The following is a 13,841-nucleotide window of genomic DNA, read 5'->3' as shown; positions in this document are numbered from 1 at the left end:
ATGAGCTCATTCCTTATTGCGGATCAGCAATTCACCGAAACGGCCAACGGACGCATACTGTCGTGCCCCGATATGAGTGGTCGACAAGCCCTCATTGACGATCGCCGGTCCCTGAATGACATCGTCCAGACGCAGTGCGTCGCGGTCGTAGACCAGCGCCTCCTGAAGTCCTTCGCCGGACGCATCGCCAAGATCGCCAAGATCGCCGAGATAGCGCAGCGTCGCGCGTCCCACTGGCTCGAGCGGCTTTCCCACGCGCGGCGGCAATTGCGGATAAACCACCTTCGGCGTCTCGAGCACCGCCCGCACACGGAACGTGACGCCCTGCACCGGCAACGCTTCGAAGCGGTTACCCGAGCGTGCCTCGTAACTCTGATGGAACGAGGCGATAAGAGTCGCGACCGCTGCGGCGTCGATCTTGCCGTCCGGCGCGGGAACAAACGGCGTTTCCCAACTCTGTCCCGCCAGACGCGCGTCGAAACTGCGCTCGAAGGTGACCTTGGCGTTGGCGTCGAGCCCCTCGCGCAGTTGCGCTTCCATCCCTGCAAACAGCGCGTCGATCTCGGGTGCGACATCCGCCGACAAGATCGCGTACAGGCTGCGGCTCGCGGTGAAAACCTGATCCGCCGACAACAACCCGAGTGCCGAAAACAGTCCGGGATTCGGCGGCACGATCACCTGCTTGCACTTGAGCACATCGAGTACGGCAGGCAGCAGCATCGGACCGGCCGCGCCGTACGCCATCAGGCTATAGTCGCGCGGGTCGACGCCGTTCTTGATCGCGACGTTCAGCAGCCCCTCCGAAATGTTGTGTATCGCGATCTCATACGCATACCGCACGCGCTGCGCGAGCGTGAAGCCGGTATCGAGGGCCTCAAACGCCCGCTGCGACAGCGCTCGATCGAGCTTGAGCGCGCCATTCGCAAAGCTGTCGGGGTCGATCACCCCGATCATCAAGAAGGTGTCGGTGGTGGTGGGCTGAGTGCCGCCACGGCCATAGCAAGCCGGTCCTGGCGTCGAGCCCGCACTGGCCGGACCCACCTGGATCTCGCCCGCTGGCCCGATCGCGACGATACTTCCGCCACCCGCACCGATCGCGGACACGTCGATTGCAAGCGAATTCACGACCATGTCGTGTTCGAGCTCGAACGAGGTGTTTACGAAAGGCGCGCCATCCGTGACGATGCTGATGTCGAGCGAGGTGCCGCCTACGTCAGCACACAACAGGTTGCTCTCGCCGATCATCGCGCCGAAATGCCCGCTACCGATTGCACCCGCAGACGGGCCCGAAAACACAATGCGATAAGGCTGTTCCATCGCACGCCGCACCGGCACCAGCGTCGCAGCGCAATCCGCGAAGTTCAGTTCCCCTTTGAAGCCAGCGGCCTTCAGACCGCTTTCGAGGCGCTCGGTGTAGTCCGAGTAGATGATTTTCATGAAGGTGTCGATGACCGTCGTCGATGCACGCGGATATTCCCGCGCCAGAGGTGACACCTCGCTCGAAATCGAACAGGCTACATCGCCCAGCACTTCATGCACGAGCGCCTTCAGTCTGACTTCGTGGGCAGGATTCACGTACGAATTCAGCAGGCAGATCGCGACGCCCGCGACGCCACAGCGCTTCAGCACGTCAAGCTCCGCGCGCGCCTGATCTTCGTCGAGCGAAAACAGCGCCGAGCCGTCCGCGAGCATGCGTTCGCGAATCCCGCGCCGCAGATAGCGCGGCACCAGCGGGCGCGTCGCGTCACCGAAACTGCGGCGCCAACTCGGATCGAGAATCGCCGATGCCGGACGCCAGACACGTCCCATGTCGAGGATGTCGCGATGACCTTCCGTGGTCAGAAAGCCGATCTTCGGCAGGCGCCGCGTGATGACCGCGTTCAGGCCATGCGTACTGGCATGATTGAAGGCTTGCGCGTCGGCAACGCCGAGATCGCTCGCACCGGCCAGAATCGGCCGCGTCACGTCGTCATAGTCAGTAGAGATTTTCGTGGTCTCGATCCGGCCGTTGCGCAGCGAGACCACATCGGTAAAGGTACCGCCTACATCGATAGCAATCATCTTGCTCTCTCAGAGTGTGTCGGACAGGAGCCGGAGCGCGGGCCCGAGCCTGGCGCCGCGCTCGCGCCTGACGGAATGCAGGCATGCCTGGCACTTCACGACGTCGAACCAGCCGCCCTCGGAATGGACGGGATAGCGCCTCAGCGCGAGCGCGCCGCATTCAGGGCACGCGCCGTTCACCGCTTCGCGCTCCAGATGAAGTGCGGCACTTGTCTTGGTCGATAAAGTCATTGCTTTCTCCTCGAACGTGGCCACGTTCATGAGTCATGCGTCGAGATTGAGCATCACGGTCTTGAGTTCGGTGAACGCTTCGATAGTGGTCCAGCCGCCTTCGCGGCCGATGCCCGAGCGCTTGATCCCGCCTGCCGGCGAATTGGGCATGACCGAGTAGCCGTTGATCCCGATCGAACCCGTGCGCATGGCGTGCGCGACGCGGAACGCGCGAGACAGGTCGGTGGTATAGATGCCGCCGGAAAGCCCGTATTCGCTGTCGTTCGCGATCGCGACCGCTTCGTCCTCGGTCTCGAAGCCAATCACGCTCAGCACGGGACCGAAGATTTCCTCGCGAGCGATCTTCATCGTGTTGTCGACGTCGACGAATAGCGCTGGATTCACCCAGTTTCCGTTCGCGAGATGACCGCCCGGACGATCGCCGCCGAACACGAGGCGGGCGCCCTCCTGCTTGCCGCTCTCGATGTAGCTGCATACGCGGTCGAGTTGACGCTTCGAGATGATCGGAGCGGACGTCGTGGCAGGATCGAATGGATCGCCGAAACGTATTTCCCGGACCTGCTCTTGAGCGTGATGAACGAACTCATCAAGGATCGACTTGTGCACGACCGCGCGGGTAGGCGTCGAACATACCTGACCGGAGAGGAAGGTGGAGCACAGCCCCATCAGATTGCGTGCGGCAACACGAACGTCGCGTGTATCGGGGAACACAAGCGCCGCGCTCTTGCCGCCGAGTTCAAGCGACATGCGCTTCATGTTGCTGCCACTCGTAGACAGGATCTTTTCGCCAACTACCGGACTGCCTGTGAAGCTGACCTTGTCGACGTCGGGATGCGTGGACAAGGCCTGGCCAGTAATTGGACCGCCAGTGACGAGGTTGAATACGCCCGGCGGCAGGTCGGATTGAGCAAGAATGTCGGCTAACCTGATCGCGGCCAGGCTCGCGAGTTCAGACGGCTTCAGTACCACGGTATTGCCGCATGCCAGTGCAGGCGCGACCTTCATGGCAAAGGTCATCACGGGACCGTTCCATGGCGTGATCGCGGCGACTACACCGACAGGATCCCGGAACGTGAGGTAGTGCAAATTGGTGGCGTCCGTGTATTGCGGGAAGGTCTCGCCCGTAATCTTGTCGATCCAGCCAGCATAGTGATCGAAGTTGTCGGCGGCAACACGCGATGAAACGCGCGAATGGCGGCTGAAATGAATCGGCATGCCGTTGTCCAGCGTCTGCAGATACGCGATCTCTTCTTCCGCGGCATAGATCGCCTCGACGATCGGCTGCAGTATTCGCTTGCGCTCGCGCGCGGCCATCTTGCGCCACGGTCCGTTGTCGAACGCATGACGCGCTGCTGCAACGGCCTCGTTGACGCCGCTGACGCCGGCTTCGATCAAATTCGTCACGACCTCGTTGGTCGACGGGTGAATCTGGTCAAATCGCCCTTCTCCTCCATCGCGCCATTGGCCGTTGATGAAGAGACGCCCAGGGCCGACACCAAAGCGGTCGCGGATAGGCAGCACACTGAAGTTCATCGACAAGTCTCCTGTCTGGTTTCGATCGGTCTATGCGTCATCGCGCCGCGACACACAAGGGGCGCGGACGACTGTCGGCTTTTCAGTTGAGATGCTTCCAGAGCGCAGCGCTGAGAAAGTGCGCCCAAGAAATTTCTGGAACTGATGATAAAAACAATGCCAGCTCAGGCCCATCCCCCTGCAGAGGGACAAAAGCGACTTGCGGGTTATATCCGATGGAGATTCCATATTCCGCCATTCATTCTACCGACCGTTAGTTATACGGATTTGGAGTAATCGTCGACGAGAGCCGCTAGAGCACGATATCCGGCCAGCCCTTTCGATTGGCAAAGCACTGCACTGGAACCGCGATGAGCACTCTTCGCGAAACGTGGGGCTCTTGCGCACAGCTATCGATTCTGGTTTGAAAAACTTTATAGACGCACCAATCGCCTTACTTGGGATTCCAAAATGTATGATTGTCGTTCTATCCGTCTTTCCTCAAAGCAGCAAATTCTCGCACTCGGACTGTGTCTTCTGCCCGCGCTCGCCTCGGCACAGAGCAGCGTCACGCTTTATGGCACGCTCGACGTGGGCTTACTTTTCACGAACAAGACGCTCAATACCACGACCGGTGAGAACGGCGGCAAGCAAATCAGCCTGATCAATGCAGGGCTTGAACCTTCCAATTTCGGTTTTCAGGGTCAGGAGGATCTGGGCGGCGGCATGAAGGCGACGTTTCAGCTGGAAAGCGGCTTCAGCCTAGTCAACGGTCATTTCGAGAACAGCAACGGTGGCGTCTTTGGGCGCCAGGCTTGGCTGGCGCTCGACGGCGTCTTCGGCCGATTGAAAGCTGGCGTGCAGTATTCACCGTTCGTGCTGGCAATCTACGAAGCCGACCCCCGTAACGCGGGACAGTTCGGCACCGCATTCTCGGTGTATGGAGACCAGACTTTCGTGGGCACGTTCAACCCGAAAGCGATTACGTATTCGAGTCCAAGCTTCGCTGGATTTTCGGGCAGCGTAATGTATGCGCTTGGGGGTGTAGCAGGCGACTTCCGGGCCGGGCAGCAGTACTCGATCAGCGCGCGATACAGCTATGGCGGGCTTGTCGTGAACGCGGCCATGTATGACTCCACCTCGGGGAACAGCACACCGTCGTTGGGCACGTTCCAGCAGCCGTTCGACGGCCGAATGATTGGAATTGGCTACAACTTCGGCCCGTTGACGGTGAAAGGATCGTTCACGAGCTACAAGATTCCGACAACCAGCGTCAACGGCGCTCTCATGGGGGGCGCCAACAATGTCTGGAACGTAGGCTTCGACTACTTTCCCCTTCCGCAGCTCGATCTAAACTCGGGTGTCTGGTATATCCGCGATCCGCACGACTCGGACAATCATTCAATTGTCGGAGCACTGACAACGCGCTACTTTCTTTCGAAATCGACGTCGCTTTATGTCGAAGTCGGCGCGGCGAACAATCACGGCCGCGAGCATACCGGGCTTTCCATCGATAATGCGTTGTTCGGGGCGCCGGGCACGACCATCGGCGCTGTCTTCGGGATCAACAAGCGATTCTGATTGCCATATGCAAAAAACCGCACCGGCGCACTGCGGGTGCGGTCATGACCAATCATATCGATCAATAGATCAGCGCAATCGGGAAGCGGCTGAACCGATTCGGCGGCGTCTAGGCAATACGCATTGTGGCGTGACGCGGCAGCGGCGGAAACACATGCCACGCGCCGTCCTCATGCTGAAAGAAGCAGAGCGCGACGTCACCAGTTGGGGCTCTGGCGTCGATTCTCACACAGCGCCTGCACGCCGTACGTTGAAGGAAATGGATGCGAAACGGGATCGCCCCGTTCGGTGTCAGCCAACTTTCGATGGTATCGCGCAAGGTCTTTCGCGTCACGTTCATTACACTCTCCTGCTTGCCGCCTGTTGCTTCGAATATCTTCATCATCGCGCTCATCGTGCGACGCGCAGCAATCGAAGGTCAACGTCGCTGCACGACGTGTTCCGTACTTTGGAGAGGCTATCCGGCTGCGACCGGACATCTATGCCACGTAAGCTAGCGGAGATGGCGACCCGCCTGTTTACCCACCTCGTGCGGTCGCACCTTACGAACATATGTTAGATTGAGAAAAAGAGATACGGCGAAGCCTGCACCCAGGCGCGTGCGAGTTCAGCCACACAAATTCAAACCCGGACGATCGTGCGTTCACGTTGCCACGCGCAACAAGCACTGTCTCTAGCCTGAAACTTGCAACCGGGAGATCGATGCATGAGTGAATTGGCAGGCCAGATCGCGCTGGTGACAGGCGCCGCGCGCGGTATCGGAAAAGCGATCGCAACGCGTCTCGCCGCCGACGGCGCACATGTGGTTCTGGCGGATATCGCAGCCGACGCGGTTCGTGAAACCGCGTCGGCCATCGAAGCGTTGGGTGGCAAAGCGAGTGCAGTGCACCTGGACGTCACCGATGCCGGTCAGATTCATGCTGTCTTGGACGAGTTGTTACGCGCACTCGGCAAAGTGGACGTGTTGGTCAGCAATGCGGGTAGCGGGAAATCCAACCCGTTCCTGGAAACGACGCAGGCAGACCTCGCCTCCCAGATGGCGCTGAATTTCGGCGCTGCCTTCACCTGCGCACAAGCTTGCGCAAGACCGATGCGCAACGCCGGCTACGGACGCATCGTCTTCATCACGTCGGTCACAGGGCTCGCGGGGCCCGTGAATCTTTCCGTTTATGGTTCTATGAAAGCCGGACAAATGGGACTCATGCGTGCGATGGCGCTGGAACTGGCGGCATTCGGCATTACCGCGAATGCCGTCGCGCCCGGTCCGATCGACACGGACTTGCTGCGCACGGCTTGGCCCGAGGACATGGTGGCGGAAGCCGCGGACAGGATCCCGGCGCGGCGCATCGGCAAACCCGAGGAAGTCGCTCATGCAGTAAGTTTTCTGGTCTCGCCGGGTGCGGCTTTCGTCAACGGCGTCACGCTGCCTGTCGATGGTGGCTTCACGGCGGCGGGTGGATACATGGCCGAAATCTACCGCCAGCGCAGGTATGGGCAAGGGTGATGTTCTCCCTGCACGAAGGGACCCGCGCCGGGCGTCAACCAGTCGAGTCCCGCGATCGCCAGAGTACGGAACGTCCGCATCACGCGCATTGCGCCAATCGATGTTGCCGCGTTCAATACATGGTGCCCTCGTTCAATCGACTCTGGAAGCGCGCATGCAATACAACGACTTCAATTCCTTCTGTTCGACCGCCAGCCCGACGGCGTATTGCTTGTCACACTGAATCGTCCGGAAGCCATGAATGCCACGAACAACCGAATGCACTGGGAACTTACCCAAGTCTGGGGCGTAGTCAACGACGATCCAACGGTCAAGGCGATCGTGGTAACGGGCGCGGGCGATCGCGCCTTTTCCGCGGGCGGCGATCTGTCCGTGGTCGAAGAGATGTCGACCAGCCCGGAGGCGACCATGCGCGTGACGAAGGAAGCCTCCGACATTGTCTATAACATGCTGGCCTGCGATATGCCCATCATTTCCGCGATTAACGGGACCGCGGTAGGCGCAGGCCTCGTCGTGGCGCTGCTCGCGGATGTCGGCGTGATGGCTGAAGACGCACGCCTGACCGACGGCCACGCGCGTCTGGGCGTGTCGGCGGGCGACCACGCCGCCATCGTATGGCCGCTGCTCTGCGGCATGTCCAAGGCCAAGTATTACCTTACGACGGCAGATTTCGTCGACGGGAAAGAGGCCGAACGTATCGGCCTCGTCACCTTCTGCGCACTGCGCGCCGACGTGCTGGTCAAATCGCTCGCAATTGCCGCGAATTTGGCACGCGGCAGCCAGACCGCGATCCGTGCGACCAAGAAGTTGCTCAACAACTGGATGTGCATGGCAGGGCCCATCTTCGACAACTCGCTCGCCATGGAGATATTGTGCTTCCTCGGCGCGGACGTGAAGGAGGGCGTGGCAGCATTTCGCGGCAAACGTCAGACGGATTTTCCTTCGGCCCGATTGCCCCGGTAACAAACGATCAGGCTATTCGTAATGCCACGTCGTATCTGTTCCACCTAACTAATAATAGTTATTCTATGAGACAACAGACGGTTTTGCTCGACGGTATGACGCATACGGAAGGCGCACGCTGGCATGACGGGCGGTTCTGGTTCAGCGACCTGTACTCCGAGCGAATCTACTCCATGCGCGAGGACGGCACGGACGTCCGCGTGGAAATGGACGTGCCCCAGTGTCCCTCCGGCATTGGATGGCTGCCTGACGGACGTCTGCTGGCGGTGTCCATGCACGATCGCAAGTTGCTAAGGCGCGAACATGACGGGGCCGTGGTCACCCATGCCGAACTATTCCCGTTCCTCGAGTTCGAGCCCAACGACATGGTCGTGGATGCAAAAGGCCGCGCGTGGGTAGGCAATCTCGGTTTCGACGTCATGAAGCTCGCACCTCGTCGCCCGGGCAGATTGGCGCGCGTCGATCCCGACGGATCGGTCGTCATGGTCAGTGAGCCCCTGCACTTTCCCAACGGTTCAACCGTAATCGACGGCCGCACGCTGGTCGTGGCCGAATCATTCGGCAATCGCATGTCCGCATTCGATATTCAGTCCGATGGCTCGTTGTCGCCACGCCGGGATTGGGCAACCTTCGGCGCAGTCCCTCAGAACGACGACGTCATTCAATCCATGGCCGAAATCGCAGTCGCTGCGGACGGCATTTCGCAAGTCGACGCCGAAGGCACTATCTGGGTCGCCGACTTCACCAAGGCGCGCGCATTACGCGTCGCGCCCGGCGGAGAGATTCTCGACGAGATTCAGACGGCCGATCGCAACTGCTATGCGTGCGCCCTGGGCGGCGTCGACGGACGCACGTTGTTTATGTGCGTGACGCCGGCCGACTTCAACCCCGAGGTGCGTCGCACCCACCCGATGAGCGCCGTGGTGTCCGCCCGGGTCGACGTCCCGCTTGCCTGAGCCACACCCCTTTCGCAGAGAGATTTCATGACAACCGCAACCAACACTGCGCAAGCCGCACGCGCAAAAGCGCTCGAATGGATCAACCTGGGCTCCAAGCGCCTGCTGATTGGCGGCGAGTGGACCGGCGCAGCATCGGGCAAGACGTTCGAGGTCATCAATCCGGCAACCGAGCAACTGCTTTGCCGCGTGGCCGAAGCGGACAGCGCCGACGTCGACGCCGCGGTGATCGCTGCGCGCAGGGCCTTCGAGGCGCCGTCCTGGGCGGCCATGTCGCCTCACGCCCGCACGCGCGTGCTGCTCAAGATCGCCGACAAGATCGAGCAGCACATCGACGAGTTGGCCGCCATCGAGTCGCTGGACAATGGCATGCCTCTATGGTTTGCGCAGGGCGCCGTGACAGCCGCAGTAGATATCTTCCGCTACTACGCGGGATGGTGCTCCAAGGTGCTCGGCACCACCGTGCCATCGGACGGCAGCACACTGATCTATACGTTGCGCGAGCCGCTGGGCGTGTGCGGACAGATCATCCCGTGGAATGTGCCCATTCTCATGGCGGCCATCAAGTTTGCGAACGCGTTGTGCTGCGGAAATACGGTAATCCTCAAGCCCGCCGAACTCGCCTGCCTGACCTCCATCCGTCTCGCCGAATTGATCCAGGAGACGGACCTGCCTCCCGGGGTCGTCAACGTGCTACCGGGCTTCGGGGCCACGGCGGGCGCGGCGCTGGCGCAACACCCGGGCGTCGACAAGATCGCCTTCACGGGTTCCACGGCGATCGGCAAGCAGATCGTGCGCGATGCGACCTCCAATCTCAAGAAGGTGACGCTGGAACTCGGTGGCAAAGCGCCAAATGTGATATTCGCCGACGCCGATATCGAGCGGGCCGTGCAGACCGCGGTCAAGACTTTTTGCGGCAACTCGGGCCAGGTGTGCTCGGCCGGCACGCGCCTGTTCGTACAGGAAAGCATCCACGACCAGGTGGCCGAACGTGTAGCCCAAGTCGCCGCCACCTGGAAGGTCGGTGACCCGTTCGCGGCGGACACGCGGCTCGGCCCGCTGATCTCTGCGAAGCAGCGGGACCGCGTCTGGTCCTACCTCGGCGCGGGCCAGGATGAAGGTGCGTTGCTGCGCGCGGGCGGCAACGCCTGGACGGGTCCCGGTTACTTTGTCGAACCCGCGGTGTTCCACAACGTGCGCAACGGAATGAAGATCGCGCAGGAAGAAATCTTTGGCCCTGTGCTGTCCATCATCCCGTTCAAGGATGAAGAGGACGCCGTGCTGCAAGGCAACGACACCACCTATGGCCTCTCGGCCGCCGTCTGGACCCGGGACATCTCGCGCGCCCACAAAGTAGTGCGCGCGCTGAAGGCGGGGCGCTTGTGGATCAACACCTTCGGTGAGTCCGATCCGGCCATGGCGTTCGGCGGCTACAAGCAATCGGGATGGGGCCGCGAATTCGGCCAGGAATCGATCGAGGCCTACACGCAGAGCAAATCCATCATGGTTCGCCTGTAACGGCCGCGCGCGGCAAAAGGACTCCGTCGATCGGGTCATCTATCAACGAGGAGACACAGATGAAAGGCGTGGTTTTCAGAGGCGACAAAAAGCTGGAGATCCTGGATTTCGACGATCCGGTACCTGGCCCCGGCGATGCCATCGTCGAGATGAAGGCGTCGGGCATGTGCGGCAGCGATCTGCACTTCTACCGCAACAAGCCCGCCGACGTGATTCGATCGCTGGGCTTCAAGGATCTGGCCTCGCGCGGCATGTCGGAGGACACACCCGTGATCGGCGGCCACGAGCCTTGTGGCCAGATCATCGCCCTTGGTTCGGCCGTCGATCACCGGGCCTTCAACGTAGGCGATCGTGTCGCAGTGTTTCACTACGAAGGTTGCCAGCACTGCGACCACTGCCGCACGGGCTGGACGCAGATGTGCAGCCATGGCGCGGATATTCACGGCGTGATCAAGCACGGCGGACACGCTCATTTCATGAAGGTCCCCGTTACGTCACTCGTCCACCTCCCCGAAGAGGTTTCGTATGCCACCGGAGCGGCCGTGTCATGCGGCACGGGCACGGCGTGGGGCGCGCTCCTGCGACTCGAAATCAGTGCGCGCGACACGCTTGCTGTGTTCGGCTTGGGTCCCGTGGGTCTGTCGGCCGTGCAACTCGCGGCTGCCATGGGCGTGGAGGTCATCGGCGTGGACATCGCAGCCGATCGTGTAGCACGCGCCAAAGCCTTCGGTGCGGCACACGTGATCGACGGCAGCAAGCTGGACCCAATCGAAGAAATTCACAAGCTCACCGGGGGCTTGGGTGCGACTTGTGCGATGGACTGCGCGGGGGGTGACGTTCCCAAGCAACAAGCCGTGCGCTGCACCCGCCCTTGGGGACGCATCGCGTTAGTGGCCGTGGGAGGCAACCTCAACGTGGACGGCATGAAGGACGTGATCGGCAAGCAACGCACGATCATCGGCTCGTACACGTTCTCGGAATTCAGCATGAAGGACTGTCTCCATTTCGTGGCGGACCACGGCGTCGACGTGGACAAGCTGTTCACCGACCGTTGGAAGCTGGATCAGGCGGAAGATGCCTATCGACTCTTTGATAGTCAGGCCGGCGGCAAAGGCGTGTTCCTATTTTAACTTCCGTGTGATGTAGCCGCCTCTCGGGCTGGCCGACTGGCGTCTCTAACCTGCCCAACACAACGAAATTGAACTTCGCCGCGACTCAAGCGGAAGGACTGCACGACGTCATGTCGAAGTACGCCCGCACAAGTTCGAGCGTCTGATGGCGGGTAATGCCCGCATCGGCACAAACGAAAAATTGCGAAAAGCAAATAAACGGAGACTTTGGAATGAGCCAATTCAAGCCGCAACAGGGCGAAGACCCGATGGCCACGCTCTGCCGAATGGCATTGCAAACCCAGTACGCCGACTTGCCGGCCGACGTCGTGCGTCACGTCAAACATACCCTGCTCGATGCCATGGGCGTCACGATTGGCGGATCCGCGATGGAAGGCATCCCCGCTATCGTTTCGCTCGTCAAAGAGCGCGGGGGCAACCCTCAAACGCCGCTGCCTTTCTATGGCGGTCGGGTGCCGGCCAACGAGGCAGCGTTGGCCATGGGCCCGATGCCGCGCGCCATGGACTGCGGCGATCTGCACGAGGAGGCCGGTCACGTAACCGAATACATCGTGCCCACGCTGCTCGCGGCCACCGGTCTTTGCGGCCCCGTTTCGGGCAAGGCGTTCGTTGCTGCGATGGCGGTCGGTCAGGAAATTCTCGTGCGGCTGGGGACCGCCTATAAGGTCATCAATCGCGCGATCAAGCATCATGAATGCGGCGGCCATTATATTTTCGGCGCCGTAGCCGCCGTTGGAAGGCTTATCGGGCTGACACAAGACGAACTGGAAAACGCCCAAGGCATCGCACGTACCATGACGCAACCCAACACCATGGGCATCTACTCGCCCGCCACGCTGATGGTGCGCATGCATCACGGACTCGTCAGCCAGGCCGCCATCACCTGTTGCCAGCTGGCTCAACGCGGCATCACCGGGCCGCGCGCCGAGGTCTTGCTCGGTCCCAAGGGCTACTTCGCCACGGCGCGCTGGGAGACCGATCCAGATTTTATCCTCAGGGATCTCGGTGAGCATTGGGAACTGGAAAACATCATCACCAAGGGCTATAGCGCCTGCTATTTCTCGCATTCGTCCATCGACGCCATCCGCGCGCTCATGAAGGAAGAGGCGTTCGGAGCGCTCGACATCGCCAGCATTCACATCGAGACTTCCACGCCAAGTTGGCGCGCCGTGTGCGAGCCGCAGGATAAGAAGTGGCATCCGGTCACGGTGCCCGAGTGCCAGTTCAGCCTGCCTTATGTCGTGGCCATTGCCGCGTTTGACGACAAGGTCTTCCTAGAGTCGTATAGCGAAGCAGCGCGCGCCCGGCCCGAAATACGCGAGTTGATGACGCGCATCACCGCCGAGGAAAACCCTGGCGTATCCGATTGGGGCGCACGCCTGACTGTAAAGCTGCGCGATGGACGCGAGGCGAGGAAAGAGTGCATATACGTGAAAGGGCACCCCAGGAATCCGTTCGATGAAAAGGATTTCAAGGCCAAGTTCGACCTCTGTGTGCCCTACTCCGCCATACCGCTCGCCCCGGAAATCGTGGACAGGATGGTCAACGACATTCTTCATTTCGATGAAGTGGATGACGTTGTCAGCGCCCTGCTCGACCCGCTGATACCGACCGAAGCCTGAGCCCGGCAGAAAGCGGAATCGCTACGCGCGGAGGGTTACACAACGCCTTCCCGCGATACAAATACTATTCGGAGACAGCATGGATTCGCTTGAGCAAACCACCATGCGCAAGGTATTTCGGCGTCTGGTGCCATTCTTTGCGCTGTGCTATTTCGTATCCTTTCTCGATCGGGTGAACGTCGGGTTCGCCAGTCTGCAGATGAATCAGGCCATTGGGCTGACGGCCGCGCAATACGGTCTGGGTTCAGGGCTGTTCTTTCTCCTTTATTTCCTGTTCGAGGTGCCCTCGAACCTGATGCTGGTTCGCGTAGGAGCGCGCGTGTGGCTCGCGCGCATCATGATTACGTGGGGCTTGATCTCGGGCGCGACAGCGTTTGTTGTCGGCCCGCATAGCTTCTATGCCGTCCGCCTTCTGCTGGGTCTGGCCGAAGCGGGCTTTTTCCCCGGCGTGGCGTATTTCCTCACGTTGTGGTTTCCATCGGCTTATCGCGCACGTGTCATGGGTTATCTCCTGGTTGCCGCGCCACTGTCGTCGGTGATTGGTTCGCCCATTTCAGGCATGCTCTTGAGCCTGCATGGGCTTAATGGCCTGGCCGGGCTGCAGGGCTGGCAGTGGATGTTCCTCATCGAGGCGTTGCCCGCGCTCATTCTGGGCATCGTCATCATTCAATACCTCAAGGGCACCCCCGACAACGCGCACTGGCTCCAGGCAGAGGAGCGCGGCTGGCTATCCGACCGTATGAGCAAGGAAGACGCGCAGCGA

General features: G+C 60.8%; 12 protein-coding genes. 8 read left to right on the top strand and 4 right to left on the bottom strand.

Annotation, left to right across the window (positions count from 1 at the left end):
- Positions 1-6 precede the first annotated feature (6 nt).
- From U4Y90_RS33240 to U4Y90_RS33230, 3 genes are read right to left on the bottom strand one after another with little or no spacing between them, the layout of a single operon-like run.
- Positions 7-2,061 carry a hydantoinase/oxoprolinase family protein gene (locus tag U4Y90_RS33240; RefSeq protein WP_321801094.1) on the bottom strand — a complete coding sequence of 685 codons (2,055 nt, stop codon included), beginning with the start codon at positions 2,059-2,061 and terminating at the stop codon, positions 7-9.
- Positions 2,062-2,070: 9 nt separating this feature from the next.
- Positions 2,071-2,292 (bottom strand): hypothetical protein, encoded by a 222-nt coding sequence (locus tag U4Y90_RS33235; protein WP_061178399.1) that lies wholly within the window; start codon positions 2,290-2,292, stop codon positions 2,071-2,073.
- A gap of 33 nt (positions 2,293-2,325) precedes the next feature.
- Complete coding sequence (locus U4Y90_RS33230; protein ID WP_321801130.1) at positions 2,326-3,825, bottom strand: aldehyde dehydrogenase family protein; 1,500 nt, start codon at positions 3,823-3,825, stop codon at positions 2,326-2,328.
- A 450-nt stretch (positions 3,826-4,275) separates the two neighbouring features.
- Here U4Y90_RS33230 and U4Y90_RS33225 point away from each other — a divergent pair, with 450 nt between their 5' ends.
- A complete protein-coding gene (locus tag U4Y90_RS33225; RefSeq protein ID WP_321801092.1) occupies positions 4,276-5,385 on the top strand; it encodes a porin in 1,110 nt (369 codons plus the stop codon).
- Positions 5,386-5,494: 109 nt separating this feature from the next.
- Here the strand turns inward: U4Y90_RS33225 and U4Y90_RS33220 are convergent, their stop codons facing one another.
- The gene (locus tag U4Y90_RS33220) at positions 5,495-5,770 is read right to left on the bottom strand and encodes a hypothetical protein (protein ID WP_321801090.1); all 276 of its coding nucleotides are present in this window, start codon (positions 5,768-5,770) and stop codon (positions 5,495-5,497) included.
- A 321-nt stretch (positions 5,771-6,091) separates the two neighbouring features.
- Here U4Y90_RS33220 and U4Y90_RS33215 point away from each other — a divergent pair, with 321 nt between their 5' ends.
- The 7 genes from U4Y90_RS33215 to U4Y90_RS33185 form a co-directional block, all read left to right on the top strand.
- Entirely contained in the window at positions 6,092-6,889 is a 798-nt protein-coding gene (locus U4Y90_RS33215; RefSeq protein ID WP_321801088.1) for an SDR family NAD(P)-dependent oxidoreductase, read from the top strand.
- Positions 6,890-7,096: 207 nt separating this feature from the next.
- Positions 7,097-7,852, top strand: a complete 756-nt coding sequence (locus U4Y90_RS33210) for an enoyl-CoA hydratase/isomerase family protein (RefSeq protein ID WP_415749439.1) — start codon at positions 7,097-7,099, stop codon at positions 7,850-7,852.
- A 65-nt stretch (positions 7,853-7,917) separates the two neighbouring features.
- Positions 7,918-8,808, top strand: a complete 891-nt coding sequence (locus U4Y90_RS33205; RefSeq protein ID WP_321801087.1) for an SMP-30/gluconolactonase/LRE family protein — start codon at positions 7,918-7,920, stop codon at positions 8,806-8,808.
- A 27-nt stretch (positions 8,809-8,835) separates the two neighbouring features.
- A complete protein-coding gene (locus U4Y90_RS33200) occupies positions 8,836-10,326 on the top strand; it encodes an aldehyde dehydrogenase family protein (RefSeq protein ID WP_321801086.1) in 1,491 nt (496 codons plus the stop codon).
- Between the two features lie 59 nt (positions 10,327-10,385).
- The gene (locus tag U4Y90_RS33195; RefSeq protein WP_321801084.1) at positions 10,386-11,456 is read left to right on the top strand and encodes a zinc-binding dehydrogenase; all 1,071 of its coding nucleotides are present in this window, start codon (positions 10,386-10,388) and stop codon (positions 11,454-11,456) included.
- A gap of 212 nt (positions 11,457-11,668) precedes the next feature.
- The gene (locus U4Y90_RS33190) at positions 11,669-13,078 is read left to right on the top strand and encodes an MmgE/PrpD family protein (RefSeq protein WP_321801082.1); all 1,410 of its coding nucleotides are present in this window, start codon (positions 11,669-11,671) and stop codon (positions 13,076-13,078) included.
- 79 nt (positions 13,079-13,157) lie between these two features.
- The coding region (locus U4Y90_RS33185; RefSeq protein WP_321801081.1) for an MFS transporter at positions 13,158-13,841 on the top strand (684 nt) is incomplete at its 3' end.

Origin of the sequence: Caballeronia sp. J97, from assembly GCF_905220305.1 — a bacterium.
Taxonomy (GTDB): Bacteria; Pseudomonadota; Gammaproteobacteria; order Burkholderiales; family Burkholderiaceae; genus Caballeronia.
Note: the sequence above shows the minus strand (reverse complement) of the source record. Positions and strands in the feature narration are given on the sequence as shown.